Here is a 15,233-nt window from a genome sequence, read left to right as displayed (position 1 = left end):
TTCTATGATAAATAATATCGATAAAAACCTCGATTTGTGAAGGTTATATCTTTTATCTAAGTACGCTATGTCATTAAACCAGATTGATTTTTGATGACAGATCTTTTAGTGCATCTTGCACAATAGGATGAACAAATTGACTTACATCGCCTTTATGTAAAGCTAATTCTTTAACTAACGTGGAAGATATGAATGAATTTCCTTCTGAAGGCGTTAAAAATACACTTTCTAAATCTGGCGATAAACGTCGATTCATATTAGCTAACTGAAATTCATATTCAAAATCAGATACCGCGCGTAACCCTCGTATTAATACTTTTGCTTGGTGCTCTTTAGCAAAATCGACCAATAAACCACTAAAACCAACAACGGTAACATTATCTAAATCTTTGGTAATTTGTTTTATCATTTCAACGCGCTGCTCAAGTGTAAAACGTGGTTTTTTACTTGGGCTTGACGCAACACCAATAATAACTTCGCCAAATAATAGGCTAGCACGCAAAATTAAGTCTGAATGCCCATTTGTAACAGGATCGAATGTACCAGGGTAAATTGCTTTTATGCTCATGTTTTAAGTTCATTTATTAGTGAATACTAGGCATTGTAATGGTTTAGTTAAGTTTCTTACAAGTATTAACAGCTTAAATATTATAAAACGAATCAATAGTCGTTATGGGTTTTGATAAGGAGGCTACATAGGTGTCGCTTACTAGAGGGGGAAATAGAGCATATCCTTCTGAATAATCATTTTTTCAATCAAAGTTTTATCTCTAAGTTTTTAATTTTTGCTGATGGGAAAGTAGCCTGATAGAGTTAGTATTAGGCCAAGTTACTCATAGATTTTGTTTATTTATTGTGTTGCTTACGCAGAGCTAGTTGTTATTCATAAGATATCTGTACCTTGATATAGATCGTTTAGAAGTTAAAGTATTTACTCAAAAAGGTTTCAAGTTCAATGTATTTTGATAGTATGATAGATAATATAAAACTATTTAAATTACCTATCATTAGAAGGAAGAAGTAGCCTCTATGAAAACCCGCGATAAGATAATTCAGGCAAGCATTATATTATTTAATAAGCACGGAGAGCGAAATGTCACCACAAATCATATTGCAGCACATTTAAGTATTAGCCCTGGTAATTTGTATTATCATTTTCGGAATAAAGAAGACATTATTTTGTCTATTTATGAAGAATATGCGAGTAACTTACTGCTTGATACTATTCCAAAAGTGAGTAATGAGGTTAGGCCTCTTGATGCCATTATTCTTTATATGGATGCGGTATTTCAAATGATGATGAAATTTAGGTTCTTCTATAGTAACTTACCTGTATTGCTAGATAAAAACCCAAGTTTACGAGAGAAATATGTTGAGGTTCAACATTCAATAGCTGAGCGTGTAAGTCAATTATTGGTTTCTTTAAAAGATGCAGGCATTGTTGACTTTAATGATGAAGACTTAACTGACATTGTGAGTATTTTACGTATCATTAATACATTTTGGTTAAGCTTTTATCAAACACAAAATATGGTTAATGAAATTAATGACTCGGTATTTTATCAAGGTGTGTTGAAAATATTAGTTATCTTAAAGCCATATACCACTGAGGCAGCAATGCCCGAACTAATAAAAGCAAGAGATATGTATCAACAGCGTTGCAAAGATGCCTTGGTTGCATTATAAATATAGCTCGTTAGATTTATTATGCTGACTATTAGAATAGGATATTCCAATGTCTCTGGAAACTGTGATTTCAATTAGTATCTTAGGGATATTATCTTATTTTATTTGGCGTTTAAACAATACTCGAAGCACTCCCAAAAGTAGAGGGGGTGCAGCTAAAAAAAATTCTAACCGTAAACGTTCGCTTATTTCTGAGCAAGATAATCAAGATCATATTACAGAGGCTATCAATAGTGATATTGCAGCAAGGTGTGAGTTTGAACTACCTGGCGATTTTTTAGAGTTTACGCTACTTCTTTCAGACAACCTTGATGCCAAGCAGCAGAAAACTGTTCAAAGTATTACTGAATCATTTAGGAAACCTCATCCGTTATTATTACCATTAATACAAGGTGGATTTGAGCCAAATGAACTATTTGACTTGATAAAAACTGATGCCGAAATGACGGTCAAAATTTTGAACGCAGTTAATTCACCATTATTTTCTTTGCGCCAACCCATTACTAATATTCATCATGCTATTATTTTTTTAGGTATTACTCAGGTTAAAAATATAGCGACACAACTTGCTGTGCAGAAAGACCTACACTTAACCGATAAAGCCCAGAATGCAGCGTATAAAAAGTTATGGACTGCAAGCTATTTGGCTAGTGCTTTTGGTTTGATTTTAGCTAAAGAAATGAATGAAGAGAATTCTGCCGAGTTATCAACACATTGTTTACTCTCTTATTTAGGTGATCTTGCAATTTTATCTTATCGTCCTTCGATTGCCGATGTTTATTTAGAGGGGTATGGTTTATTTGAGCGCACTAAAGCTTTTCAGAATATTATTGGTGTTAATAGCGCTGTATTAGGGAAACGTTTAGCTCAACAATGGAAACTACCTCAATCTATTGAAAAAGGCATAGAGCATAGCCTATTACCTTTAACCGATATTACCGGTGATACAGCTATCACCAGTGAAGAATTGCGGCAGGTTTTTGTGTGTTATATTGCTTGTCGCTTAGCTGACGTAGTCGCCTTTGACGGACTACGAAATATGTCAGAATCAAAAGAATTAAGCTTTGAAGCTATGGGTAAGGTAGAGTTTTATTATACTCAAGATATCATCAAATCGGCTGGACTTGATAAGATTAACACCTTGATTACAGATATTAATTTTAGAAAGAAAATCAATAAAGTGATAGAACAAACTTATCGATTATAACCAGATAATAAGGCATCCCAATGATTTTCGTGCCAGTTAAAATTAGGTGATTTATTTTGTTCTTTATGAAAAGAACGCAGTAACCGCTGCATATTATTCTGTTGCCAGCTTGAGTTAACTGCTCTTAGCTCACCTTGGTCAAAATCGATTAACCAAACTTTATTCTTATCATCAATGAGAATGTTATGGGCATTTAAGTCATGGTGATAAATACCCTGTGAATGGAAACGACGAATTGTTTCCCCAATGCTAAACCATAAATCATCATTTATTGATTTTTTGGTTAGAATTGCAACCAAATCTTGTGCGTTTTCAATACGACTACTCAGTAAATCTGCGCGATAAAGTAAACCATGGCGTATTACCCGATAAGCGATAGGCTTTGGTGCAGGCAATGTTAACGTTTGCATATGAGCTAATAAAGAAAACTCTCGATCCGCACGGGTATGTTTTAGAGAAGTGAAAAAGTAACTATCATTAACTATTTTGCCTATTAAGCCACCACGGTAATAATGACGCAAAACCCAGTCTTTTGGTTGTGTGTTGTTTTTTTGTTTATATTGAAGAAACCAGGTTGTGCCTCGACCTTGTGCAGATCCGGTGATGGCATTATTTTTTTGCCAATATTTTACTGAAAGCATCTCTGGAGTGAAATCTTCAATTTCATTTCTATTAAAAAGGCAGCATGTATTTCCGTCTTTAAACGTTTCTAATTGCATAATGTGACTCATATTACTAATTCCTGCACTTGAGCTAATGTTCGTGCACTTGCCCCTTGGTTATTAAGTACAACCTTATGTGCATGAGAGCCGAGTAGTTGAGCTGCTTGTGTATCATTAAGTAGGTGCATGACGGCTTGAGCTAACGCTTGTTGATTTTCACTTTCTATAATCGGTAATTGTATAATTCCATTATTTTTTTGTAATTGCAGTAAAATCTCGGTGAAATTTTTCATGTCATTACCAACAATAATGGGTTTTTTGAATAAGGCTGGCTCTAATGGGTTATGTCCACCAATATTGCTGAAACTGCCACCCATAGTAACAATATCTGCAAGAGCATAAGCAGCCATTAATTCCCCTAAGGTATCGAGTAGCCAAATATTATGAGATGTTACTTGTTCACTTTCACTGCGTTTAGCGAGTGAATAACCTTGATTAATGCAAAGTTTAGCAACTGAACTAAAGCGCTCAGGATGCCTTGGTACAAGCACCAATAATAATTGAGGAAATTTTTCTTTGATGACTTTATATGCCGATAATGCTACTTCTTCATCACCTGGGTGTGTGCTTGCTACTAACCAAATTGGTCTGTTTGGTGGTAGTAATTGAGCAAGGATTATTTTTTTTTCTTCAGTTGTCGCGTTAAGGCTAATATCAAATTTGAGGTTGCCAGATACTTGGCATCGGTGAGACTCTGCACCTAATTGCAGGAAATTATCTAAGTTATCATGACTTTGGCATAATATTTTATCAAAATTATTTAAAGTTGGAGTTATCAGTGCACTAATTTTTTGGTAGCTTTTCATTGAATTGGCAGATAACCGTCCATTAATTAGTAAAAGTTTTATTTTCTTGTTGGCACATTGGCTGATTAAGTTAGGCCATAACTCCGTTTCCATAAAAATCATTAATTGGGGTTGTAAGCGATTTAAAAACAATGCGGTACAAGGCAGAAGATCAAGCGGTAGAAAAGTATGTTGCACACGAGCACCAAATTGTTTTATTACTTGTGCTGAACCGGTTGGAGTGAAAGTAGTGACGGTAATAGGAGAGGATGGAAATTTTTTTAATAACTGCTCTACAAATGGGGTTATAGCGATTACTTCTCCAACGCTTGCCGCATGAACAACTATTCCTTTGGTATTTTGTTTTTTCAACTTTATAGCGCTTGAAGTGAAGCCTAAACGTTCACTTAGACGTTGACGATATTGAGAGTTACTAAAGGATCGAAATAAGAGAGCCAGTAATATAATAGGCGTTAGAAATAATAATAAGATTCGATAAATTAGTAACGCAAACATAAGTCGTTCTACATAAATTGAGCGGCAGTAAATTTATGTTTGATTATACCTAAGTTTACTTAAATAAGTTTACTTAAATGCTTATAAATATGAGGAGCATAAGTTTAAAAAAACAAAAAATTATTTTGTATTTATAGGTTAAATTTATCATTAGCTGACAGTACGTCGTAATTATAATTTTACATTGCCCCTCTTTTTTACAAAATATTGTTCAGCGAACTACTCTATATAAGTTAGCGTAAGTGCGTACAATCTACAGATTCTCAATCTATCCATCAATGTAGGATTTTTCGCATGTCTAAAGATAATTCAGCAATTTTTTGTAATCATATTCAAGAACAAATTACACAAGTTAAAGCGGAAGGTTTGTACAAAGCTGAACGTATTATTATTACTGCTCAGCAGGCTAAAATAGCGGTTAATACTGGTGAACAAGTTATTAATTTCTGTGCTAATAATTATTTAGGTTTAGCAAATAACGCTACCCTTATTGCTGCTGCAAAAGCAGGATTAGATGAACACGGCTTTGGTATGGCTTCGGTACGTTTTATTTGTGGTACACAAGATATTCATAAAACACTAGAACAAGGTATTAGCGAATTTTTAGGTATGGAAGACACTATTTTATATTCTTCTTGTTTTGATGCTAATGCTGGGTTGTTTGAAACATTATTAGGTTCAGAAGATGCCATTATTAGTGATGCGCTTAATCATGCCTCAATTATTGATGGTGTGCGTTTATGTAAAGCAAAACGTTTTCGTTATGCCAATAACGATATGGCAGCATTAGAGCAAAGTTTAATTGAAGCTGATGCGGCTGGCGCACGTTTTAAATTAATTGCTACTGACGGTGTTTTTTCCATGGATGGTGTTATCGCTAACCTTAAGGGTATTTGTGATTTAGCAGACAAATACAATGCTATGGTTATGGTTGATGATTCACATGCGGTTGGCTTTGTTGGTGAAAATGGTCGAGGTAGTCATGAATATTGTGACGTAATGGGGCGTGTTGATATTATTACCGGTACGTTAGGTAAAGCGATGGGCGGTGCATCAGGCGGTTATACTTCAGCGAAAAAAGAAGTGATTGAATGGTTGCGTCAACGTTCGCGTCCTTACTTGTTTTCAAACTCTCTTGCTCCCGCGATTGTTAATGCATCTATACAGGTTTTGCAATTATTAGCACAAGGCGGGGAATTACGTAAAACGCTAAAAGAAAATACGGCATATTTCCGCAGTAATATGGAAACTGCTGGTTATACTTGTGCGGGTGCTGATCATGCTATTGTCCCGGTAATGTTAGGTGATGCAACCGTTGCTAGTGAAATGGCAAATAAATTACTTGCGGAAGGAATATACGTTATTGGCTTTTCTTTCCCTGTTGTGCCAAAAGACCAGGCACGTATTCGCACTCAAATTTCAGCAGCGCACACTACCGCGCAGCTAGATCAAGCTATCTCAGCCTTTATCCGTATTGGTAAAGAAATGAATGTGATCAGTTAAGAGAATAAAAATTATGAAATCATTATCAAAATCGAAAGCAGAGCAGGGTATTTGGTTAACAGATACAGATAAACCTGAAATGGGTCATAATGATCTGTTAATTAAAATTAAAAAAACCGCTATTTGTGGTACCGACATTCATATTTATAATTGGGATGAGTGGGCGCAAGGCACTATTCCTGTACCTATGGTTGTTGGTCATGAATATGCGGGTGAGGTCGTTGGCATTGGACAAGAAGTAAAAGGTTTTGCGTTGGGTGATCGTGTTTCTGGAGAAGGACATATTACTTGTGGCCATTGTAGAAATTGCCGTGGCGGGCGGACTCACTTATGCCGTAATACTGTAGGTGTTGGTGTTAATCGTGCTGGTTCTTTTGCGGAATATTTAGTGATTCCTGCTTATAATGCATTTAAATTGCCAGATGAAATTTCTGACGATTTAGCCGCTATTTTTGACCCTTTCGGTAATGCTGTGCACACCGCTTTATCATTTGATTTAGTTGGAGAGGATGTGTTAATTACTGGCGCTGGCCCTATTGGTATTATGGCTGCAGCCGTAGCTAAACATGTTGGTGCGCGTCACGTCGTTATTACCGATATCAATGAATACCGCTTAGAATTAGCTAAGAAAATGGGCGTTACACGTGCTGTTGACGTATCTAAAGAAAACTTAAAAGATGTGATGAACGACTTAGGTATGACAGAAGGTTTTGATGTTGGATTAGAAATGTCAGGTGTACCATCAGCATTTACAAGTATGTTAGACAATATGAATAATGGTGGTAAAATTGCCATGCTAGGCATTCCAGGTAAAGACATGGCGATTGATTGGAGCCAAATAATTTTTAAAGGTTTAACGATTAAAGGAATTTATGGTCGTGAAATGTTTGAAACTTGGTATAAAATGGCTAGTCTTATACAATCTGGTTTAGACTTATCGCCTATTATTACCCATCATTATGCGATTGATGATTTTCAAAAAGGGTTTGATGTGATGCGTTCTGGTAAATCAGGTAAAGTTATTTTAAATTGGGAGTTCTAGTGACAGATAATCAATCAAGCTTTAAACATATGCAAGTTAATGATTTACATGCAGTGTTAGAGAATAAAAGCCATGTTGTGGTAGATATACGAGACGAAACATCATTTTCAAATGGTCGTATAACTGATGCAATTCATTTAACTAATGAAAACTTAGCTGACTTTGTACGGGAAGCTGATCTTGATGCACCTGTTGTTGTGTGTTGCTATCACGGACACTCTAGTCAACAAGCCGCTCAATTTTTATTGAGCCAAGATTTTACCGAAGTATATTCTCTTGATGGTGGATTTACTCAGTGGCAATTACAATATCCCGATAATATCTCTCGCTAAGGGCTAATCAATGCTTGAAGATCAAAGCTTAAAGGCTTTAGTGCAGCTAGAACAACATAATGTTGCGTTACTGTTTACTAATTATTTAGTCACATTAGGCATTGACGCTAAAGTGATTGCTGAAACTGTTATTACGGATAATGGTGAAAGTAAGCAAGGCTATACCGTTTATTGTCAGCAAGATAAACAAGCGCAAGCGACAATTGAATTTGAACTTTTTATTAAAAAGCCTTTTGATCAAAAATATCAACAGGCTGCCTGGCATAATGGTGAAACTGTTAGTGTAAAAAGTAATGATTTGACCTTGCTAAAAAGCTTTCGAGAAAGCTTTTTAGCACATGCAGGTGCAGTAACTTTAGTTGTTTTTGTTCTTTGTTGGTTTGTCTATTTAGCCAGTAATTTAGGCTGGGCACGTGACCTTTTTACACTATTGCAGTTTTATCCTAAAGTATCTTTAGACGGATTTATTACCGAGCCTTGGCGTATTATTGGTCCTGTATTTTTCCATTTTTCTTTATTACACATAGTATTCAATACCATGTGGTGGTGGCAATTGGCTGGTAGTATTGAAAAAGAACTTGGTAAAGGGATTTTAATTAATCTGTTATTAGTTTCTGCTATTTTTTCTAATTTAGGACAATTTTTTGTTTCAGGTGCTAATTTTGGTGGTTTGTCAGGTGTTGTTTATGCGTTAGTCGGTTTTGTGTGGTGGTATGGCTATTTAGCCCCTGAAAAAGGTTTATCTTTATCTAAACCTATCATAGGCTTTTTATTATTTTGGCTTGTGTTAGGATTTCTTGATGTATTGCCTGTAAACGTAGCGAATACTGCACACTTATTAGGTTTGATTTCAGGCTGTCTATTAGCGGTTTATAGTGTGAAAGTAGCGAAATAATAGTGTGCAAGCCTGACAAAACCTGTTAAAATGCGCCGAATAAATATACATAATACGTTTAATATGGAATTAACTTATGAAAAACTTACAAGGCTTAAAAGCAGTACTTCTCTCTTCTCCTCTTCTTCTAACAAGTGCATTTGCAGCAGATAAAACTCCACTAGCGGAAGATCTTGTTGGTAAGTTTTATGGTGGTGCGCATTTACTTTATATTGATACTGATGATGGCCGTAAACTTTCTGATCCATTAGAAGCGTCAGACCCGTATGCGACTAAAGGTCACGGTGCTGGTTTTGGTGCTGAGATTGGTTACCGTTTTACTGAGTCTGTAGAAGCTCGATTCTCTTTTAGCCAAATTAATATTGATAAAGATAATAGTTTTTATGATAAGCCTTATGTAGCTGATATTTCTGCTTTGTACTTCCCAGAGAAAGAAAGCTTTTATGTTGTAGGCGGGTTAGGCTATTTAGATATCGGTCAAGCAAAAGAATCTGTAAATTTAGGTGTTGGTTACCGTCACTACCTTAGTGAAAATACAGCGGTTTATCTTGAAGGTAAAGGCCATTATGAATTTTCAGATCACCATCAAGAAGGTAGTGCTCGTTTAGGTGTTATTTATTTCTTTGGTAGTGATAATAAATCAACACCTGTAAGAAATAAAAAGGCTTCAACGATTGCTGCTGTTGCTCCAATTGTTGCTTCTGATACAGACAACGATGGCGTTACAGATAGCAAAGATCGTTGTCCAAGTACTCCAACTACGGATAAAGTAGATAAAAATGGTTGTACTATCTTCACTGAAGAAACAAGCAGAATGAGCTTATTAGTTAATTTTGATAATAATAAGTCTACTGTTAAAGCTGAATATTTGCCAGAAATTAAAAAGATGTCAGATTTCCTAACAGCTTACCCTGAAGTTTCTTTGGTAATTGAAGGTCACACTTCAAAAGTAGGCAGTGCCGCTTATAACAAAAAAATATCACAGCAACGTGCTGATGCAATTGTTGACGTATTAGTTAATCAATTCAATATTGATAGCTACCGTTTATCTGCTGTGGGTTATGGTGAAGAAAATTTACTTGACTCAGGCGATGATAAAGCAGCACATGCTAAAAACCGTCGTATAGAAGCTAAAGTTGCAGCAACTAAAGAAGTTCCTGTTAGCCGATAAGAACACGTTATTTTAATAGGTATTAATGCCTAAATAACTAAAAGCCAAAGTGTGAACTTTGGCTTTTTTGTTTCTATTGCTTAGTGAACTTATTAAATCGAATCAGCGTAGGCAGGCTAATTATCTAGCCATTGAGTAAATAAAAGTTTTTTAATTATGGGTTGCCCTGTTTCTTGGGTTAATAATTCTTTTACTTTCTCTTCACATTTTAGCTGTATTTCAGAGCGTCCTTTAATGGATTTTACTTTTTCTTCAGGTTGTTTGCCGATAATTTCAATAATGGCGTCGCGTAATAATGGAGAATGATGCTCAACGACTTCTATATTTTGACTGGGTACCATTAATTCAACGGTTAGGCGTACATAACCCATTTTCTTCTTCAAAGGGATGTAATTGGTGACTATGTCTGGTTCAAAGCCAAAATAAGCATAATCCACAGCTTTAGTCGTTAAAGGCATTAACAAACAAGTTCCAATCAACAAATATTTAAACATAATGTTTACTTCTTAAGGTACATGAGTATAAAAATGAGAGACATTACTTATCATAACCTGAAATTAGTTTTTTTCCTGAAAAAACTCACTTTTTTTTAATCTTTTACTTTCTAGGTAAAATGAGTTCGGACAAAAACAATGGTATTATCAATCTGGCTTTCACTTTTAAATTAATATGGTTTTTAGTTTATGAATTTTCAATCGTTTTTTCCTGTTACCTTATCAAGTTTTTGGCATGATGCTAATGATAGCTCCTTAGATGAAAACTTAAAAAGCTGGTTGCTTGATCCCGCTTCACTCACTTTACGTCTCAAGTCTAATTGTCATCAGTTTAGGGTAGAACTTTTGGGTCAGAAAATTGAAAAATGTCAAGAAAGTGAAGCTGTAGACCTTATTATTGCTGGAGAAGGTGTCTTAGTGCGAGAGGTCTTACTTTTTTGTGACGACATACCTCAAGTTTTTGCGCGAAGCTTGTTACCTTTATCGAGCTTAACAGGTGCAGAACAGGCTTTAGCTAATTTAGGAACGCAGTCATTAGGGCAGGTTATGTTTAATAACCCTTCTTTGAAAAGGAAAACTATTGAAGTGGCAGAGTTTGATGCCACTAGCACAGTTAGTCAGTTAGCTAATAAGTTATCAGGAGTTACACAGCCTTTAGTATCGGCAAACAGCCTCTGGGGGCGACGATCAATATTTATTCTAGAAAACAAGCCATTGATGGTATCAGAGGTTTTTTTACCTGGCGCTTTCGCTTACCAACAAACAGACAAGTCAGGATATAAACATGTTTAGTAAAGCAAAACAAAAATGGCAAGGGATCAAGTTAATCACTCGTATGGATAAGCCTATTGGTACTTATTTATTACTATGGCCAACTTATTGGGCGTTATGGATTGCTAGTGATGGTTGGCCTAACTTCTATTTGTTACTTGTTTTTAGTCTTGGTGTGTTTGTTATGCGTAGTGCTGGTTGCGTCATTAATGATATTGCTGATATGAAAATTGATGGCAAGGTTGAACGAACTAAAAATAGGCCCCTAATTACGGGGGTAATTAGTAAAGAAGAAGCGATAAGTTTGTTTGGTCTGCTTATTGGTGTTGCTTTAGGATTAGTATTAACCTTAAGTTTACCGACAATTTATTTATCAATAGTGGCGTTGTTGCTAGCTTCTTCATACCCATTTATGAAGCGATATACTCAGTTACCGCAAGTCGTACTCGGTGCAGCTTTTAGCTGGGGAATGCTGATGGCATTTTCTGAAGCGCAAGGTGAAGTTCCGCTCGTTGCGTGGTTACTTTTTAGTGCGAACGTATTATGGACGGTTGCTTACGATACTATGTATGCCATGGTAGATAAGGACGATGACTTAAAGATTGGAGTGAAATCGACAGCTATTTTATTTGGTGAGCACGACAAACGTATTATCGGTTTTCTGCAATTATTGGTGCTAGGGCTTTTATTTACTGTTGGTGAGTTGTTAGCGTTCGGTTGGCCTTACCAATTAAGTTTGATTATCTCTGCAGGCTTATTTAGCTATCAGCAGATGTTAATCAGTGACCGTAATCGTGAACGATGTTTTCAAGCTTTTTTACATAACCATTGGGTCGGCATGGCTATTTTTATTGGTATTTTGATTGAATACTTATAGGTTTTTTATAATTAAAGACTAAAGTCTTGTTTACTTTTTGAACTCGAATTGCTATTAAATAGATTCAATAATAAAAAAATGATTCTAATTAATTCGGGGAAAGGAATGAAAAAATCAATATTGTTAACACTACTACTTGTATTGTCGTTAGGGGTTTCAGGAACAATAAATGCCGCAGATGGTAAGGTTTATCGTTGGAAATTAGCTGAAACGTGGGGACCCAACTTTCCTGTTTTTGGTGATACTACTAAAAACTTGGCTAAGATGGTTAAAGAAATGTCCGATGGTCGTTTGATCATCCGTGTTGACTCTGCTAACAAACATAAATCACCTTTAGGTGTTTTTGATTTTGTTAAAAGTGGTCAATATCAAATGGCGCATTCAGGTTCTTACTATTGGAAAGGAAAAAACTTCAACACATTATTTTTCACTACAATACCTTTTGGTATGACAGCACCTGAGCAATATGCCTGGTTCTATCATGGCGGTGGCATGGAGTTAATGAAAAAAGTTTATGACCAGTACGGTATTCTATCATTTCCAGGCGGTAATACTGGTAACCAAATGGGTGGCTGGTTTAAAAAAGAAATAAATACCGTTGAAGACCTTAAAGGTTTAAAAATGCGTATTCCTGGTTTTGCCGGTGAAGTTTTAGCAAAATTAGGCGCAAAACCAACAAATATTCCTCCAGGTGAGCTTTATACTGCACTTGAGCGTAATACTATTGATGCACTTGAATGGGTAGGTCCTTCGTTAGATTTACGTATGGGTTTCCATAAAATAGCTCCATATTATTATACCGGTTGGCATGAGCCTGCAACTGAACTTCAGTTTATGGTGAATGAAGAAGCCTACAATTCATTACCAAAAGATTTACAGAAAATCTTAACGATAGCAATGAAAACAGCCGCTTATGATATGTATATTCAGTCATATCACGAAAGTGCAATTAATTTAGCATCACTTAAAAAAGATTATCCTAACGTAAAAATGCGCTCTTTCCCTAAAGACGTTATGAATGCGATTCAGGAAGCAAATAATGAGTTGTTAAATGAATTTGCTGCGAAAGATCCTATGACAGCAGAAATTTTAAAATCTCTAACGGAGTATGAAGATAAAGCAAGGGCTTGGACTAATTTGTCTGATCGCGCTTATCTTGATAATTTCGACGCTAAGTAAGTAGTAAAATACTTAAAACATGTATCGCAGATGTCTCTACCTAGTATAGTCATCTGCTTTTTTGTTGGGGTTGGTAAATATTATTCAGTAAATCAAATAGGTATAAGTATTAATCATGAGAATTATTAGATGAATTTCACTTTAAAAGTCATTGGTAAGATTATTGATGCACTCGGTAATTTTTGTAGCATATTAATGTTGCTCATGATTATGAATGTTTTTTATGATGTGATTAAACGCTACTTTTTTAACGACGTTAGTATTGGCATGCAAGAATTAGAATGGCACTTGTTTGCTGCTATGTTTATGTTTGGTATTGCTTATACCTTAAAGGAAGATGCACATGTTCGTGTAGATATTTTTTATGATCAAATGTCTGCGCGTAAGCAAGCAATGATTAATCTTTTTGGTAGTTTATTTCTTGCTTTGCCAATCACCATCGTGATTCTCTACTACAGCATAGATTATACGCTAGGCGCTTATCAAATGAATGAAGGTAGTGCTGATCCTGGTGGGTTGCCTTATCGATGGATTGTTCGTTCTGTTATTCCTATCTCATCAGTTTTTCTTATTATGTCTATTATTTATATGGCATTAAATAGTGTTATAACCTTAATTACACCTGTTCTCACCACCAATAAAGAAGGAGAAGACTTATGACGGGTTTAGTTCTTTTTGGTATTGCACTGATTTGTTTGTTTTTAGGTTATTCGGTTTCTTTCACGTTTGCGGGTGTTTCGTTAATTGTTGGTGTTTATGTTTTAGGCTTTGAGTTATTTGAGTTTATGCCCTATCGCATAATGAGCATTATGGAAAACACCATTTTAATGGCTGTACCTATGTTTATTTTTATGGGTATAGTGCTACAAAAAACGGGCTTGGCTGAACGCTTATTAGAGTCGGCTGCTAAGTTGTTTGGTGGTATTCCTGGCGGGGTTGCTGTTTCAACTATTATTGTCGGCGCTTTACTTGCTGCTTCTACTGGCGTAGTTGGCGCTAGTGTCGTCGCTATGGGTGTTATTTCATTACCTGTTATGTTGAAGAATAATTATCATCAACCAACAGCCGCAGGTGTTATCTGTGCGTCTGGTACGCTTGGACAAATTATACCACCTTCAATAATTCTAATTATTCTGGGTGACGTGATGGGTGTCCCTGTAGGTGACTTATTTCGCGCTGCAATAATACCAGGCATGTTACTAGTTGTTTTTTATACGATATATATTTTAGTTTTAGGACAGTTTAAGCCTGACTTTATGCCTCCTTTAGAGGTGAACGAGAGTAAGCGTGAATTGTTGATGCAAGCATTAAAAGATATTGTGCCGCCTATGATACTTATTTTAATTGTATTGGGTTCAATCTTTGCCGGTATAGCAACACCTACTGAATCCGCTGCTATTGGTGCTGTTGGTGCGATAATATTATCGATATTGTATGGCACTTTTTCTTTTTCTAAGTTGCATGAAGTGTCAAAAGAAACGGTCAAAGTAACATCAATGGTATTCGCCGTGTTAATTGGTGCCACAGCCTTTTCGATGGTATTTAGTTATTCAGGCAGTGAATATCTTATTGAAGACTTCTTTTTGGAGTTACCAGGCGGTACATGGACCTTTATCGCTTTTGCGATGATTGCGATTTTAATCTTAGGCTTTTTCATCGATTTTATCGAAATTGCGTTTTTAGTCGTGCCCATTCTATTACCCGTTGCTATTGCGTTAGATATTAATTTAGTGTGGTTTGCGATTTTAATATCGATGAATTTGCAAACTTCCTTCTTAACGCCACCCTTTGGTTTTAGTCTATTCTACTTGAAAGGGGTAGCGCCTAAATGGATGAAAACCACTACCATATACAAAGGTGTTATTCCTTTTATTCTTATGCAAATCTTAGTGTTGTTATTAGTATTAATCTTTCCTGAGCATTTGATTTTTTCTTAACGAATGTCGCGGTAATAGCACTTATAATAAAAAGGTGCCAAAAGTAATTTTGGCACCTTTTTCTATAAGCACTTTCCTATAGATACTTTTTTATAAGTAAAGAATCAATTCTAATT

At 35.7% G+C, this 15,233-nt stretch carries 16 protein-coding genes; 12 read left to right on the top strand and 4 right to left on the bottom strand.

The features are described from left to right. Positions 1 to 73: 73 nt before the first annotated feature. Positions 74 to 568, bottom strand: coding sequence for a pantetheine-phosphate adenylyltransferase (gene coaD, locus GQS55_RS18925; protein ID WP_159822127.1), 495 nt, complete (start codon positions 566 to 568; stop codon positions 74 to 76). A gap of 461 nt (positions 569 to 1,029) precedes the next feature. On the opposite strand from coaD, the gene GQS55_RS18920 reads away from it, so the two are divergent. Together GQS55_RS18920 and GQS55_RS18915 are read left to right on the top strand one after the other, a co-directional pair. Beyond that, on the top strand, positions 1,030 to 1,686 hold the full coding sequence (locus GQS55_RS18920; protein ID WP_159822125.1) for a TetR/AcrR family transcriptional regulator: 657 nt from the start codon (positions 1,030 to 1,032) through the stop codon (positions 1,684 to 1,686). Positions 1,687 to 1,735: 49 nt separating this feature from the next. Next, the gene (locus GQS55_RS18915) at positions 1,736 to 2,893 is read left to right on the top strand and encodes an HDOD domain-containing protein (protein WP_159822123.1); all 1,158 of its coding nucleotides are present in this window, start codon (positions 1,736 to 1,738) and stop codon (positions 2,891 to 2,893) included. Here GQS55_RS18915 and GQS55_RS18910 read toward each other — a convergent pair. Both GQS55_RS18910 and waaA read right to left on the bottom strand, forming a co-directional pair. Further along, on the bottom strand, positions 2,881 to 3,624 hold the full coding sequence (locus GQS55_RS18910; protein WP_201294544.1) for a 3-deoxy-D-manno-octulosonic acid kinase: 744 nt from the start codon (positions 3,622 to 3,624) through the stop codon (positions 2,881 to 2,883). The genes GQS55_RS18915 and GQS55_RS18910 overlap by 13 nt on opposite strands. Next, a complete protein-coding gene (gene waaA, locus GQS55_RS18905) occupies positions 3,621 to 4,916 on the bottom strand; it encodes a lipid IV(A) 3-deoxy-D-manno-octulosonic acid transferase (protein ID WP_159822121.1) in 1,296 nt (431 codons plus the stop codon). The genes GQS55_RS18910 and waaA overlap by 4 nt, the downstream gene beginning before the upstream one ends. A gap of 294 nt (positions 4,917 to 5,210) precedes the next feature. On the opposite strand from waaA, the gene GQS55_RS18900 reads away from it, so the two are divergent. The 5 genes from GQS55_RS18900 to GQS55_RS18880 all read left to right on the top strand — a co-directional run bounded on the left by GQS55_RS18900 (position 5,211) and on the right by GQS55_RS18880 (position 9,859). Then, positions 5,211 to 6,419, top strand: coding sequence for a glycine C-acetyltransferase (locus GQS55_RS18900; RefSeq protein ID WP_159822119.1), 1,209 nt, complete (start codon positions 5,211 to 5,213; stop codon positions 6,417 to 6,419). A 13-nt stretch (positions 6,420 to 6,432) separates the two neighbouring features. Continuing rightward, complete coding sequence (gene tdh / locus GQS55_RS18895; RefSeq protein WP_201294543.1) at positions 6,433 to 7,461, top strand: L-threonine 3-dehydrogenase; 1,029 nt, start codon at positions 6,433 to 6,435, stop codon at positions 7,459 to 7,461. Further along, entirely contained in the window at positions 7,461 to 7,793 is a 333-nt protein-coding gene (glpE, locus tag GQS55_RS18890) for a thiosulfate sulfurtransferase GlpE (RefSeq protein WP_268892414.1), read from the top strand. Before tdh ends, glpE begins: the two co-directional genes overlap by 1 nt. Before the next feature lie 10 nt (positions 7,794 to 7,803). After that, positions 7,804 to 8,688, top strand: a complete 885-nt coding sequence (gene glpG, locus GQS55_RS18885; protein ID WP_159822117.1) for a rhomboid family intramembrane serine protease GlpG — start codon at positions 7,804 to 7,806, stop codon at positions 8,686 to 8,688. A gap of 76 nt (positions 8,689 to 8,764) precedes the next feature. After that, the gene (locus GQS55_RS18880; protein WP_159822115.1) at positions 8,765 to 9,859 is read left to right on the top strand and encodes an OmpA family protein; all 1,095 of its coding nucleotides are present in this window, start codon (positions 8,765 to 8,767) and stop codon (positions 9,857 to 9,859) included. Positions 9,860 to 9,975: 116 nt separating this feature from the next. On the opposite strand, the gene GQS55_RS18875 is transcribed toward GQS55_RS18880, so the two are convergent. After that, on the bottom strand, positions 9,976 to 10,353 hold the full coding sequence (locus tag GQS55_RS18875; RefSeq protein WP_159822113.1) for a flagellar basal body-associated protein FliL: 378 nt from the start codon (positions 10,351 to 10,353) through the stop codon (positions 9,976 to 9,978). Positions 10,354 to 10,542: 189 nt separating this feature from the next. Here GQS55_RS18875 and GQS55_RS18870 point away from each other — a divergent pair, with 189 nt between their 5' ends. From GQS55_RS18870 to GQS55_RS18850, 5 genes are all read left to right on the top strand, one after another. Continuing rightward, entirely contained in the window at positions 10,543 to 11,145 is a 603-nt protein-coding gene (locus GQS55_RS18870; protein ID WP_159822111.1) for a chorismate--pyruvate lyase family protein, read from the top strand. Beyond that, on the top strand, positions 11,138 to 12,001 hold the full coding sequence (ubiA, locus tag GQS55_RS18865) for a 4-hydroxybenzoate octaprenyltransferase (RefSeq protein WP_159822109.1): 864 nt from the start codon (positions 11,138 to 11,140) through the stop codon (positions 11,999 to 12,001). The genes GQS55_RS18870 and ubiA overlap by 8 nt, the downstream gene beginning before the upstream one ends. A 105-nt stretch (positions 12,002 to 12,106) precedes the next feature. Then, complete coding sequence (locus GQS55_RS18860) at positions 12,107 to 13,180, top strand: TRAP transporter substrate-binding protein (RefSeq protein WP_159822107.1); 1,074 nt, start codon at positions 12,107 to 12,109, stop codon at positions 13,178 to 13,180. A 129-nt stretch (positions 13,181 to 13,309) separates the two neighbouring features. Beyond that, positions 13,310 to 13,840: a TRAP transporter small permease subunit gene (locus GQS55_RS18855; protein ID WP_201294542.1), complete on the top strand. Its 531-nt coding sequence runs from the start codon at positions 13,310 to 13,312 to the stop codon at positions 13,838 to 13,840. After that, positions 13,837 to 15,117, top strand: coding sequence for a TRAP transporter large permease (locus GQS55_RS18850; protein ID WP_159822105.1), 1,281 nt, complete (start codon positions 13,837 to 13,839; stop codon positions 15,115 to 15,117). The genes GQS55_RS18855 and GQS55_RS18850 overlap by 4 nt, the downstream gene beginning before the upstream one ends. Positions 15,118 to 15,233: the final 116 nt, after the last annotated feature.

The sequence above is a fragment of the Colwellia sp. 20A7 genome (genome assembly GCF_009832865.1).
In the GTDB taxonomy this organism is placed as follows: Bacteria; Pseudomonadota; Gammaproteobacteria; order Enterobacterales; family Alteromonadaceae; genus Colwellia.
This window is presented reverse-complemented; position numbering and strand designations above follow the sequence as displayed.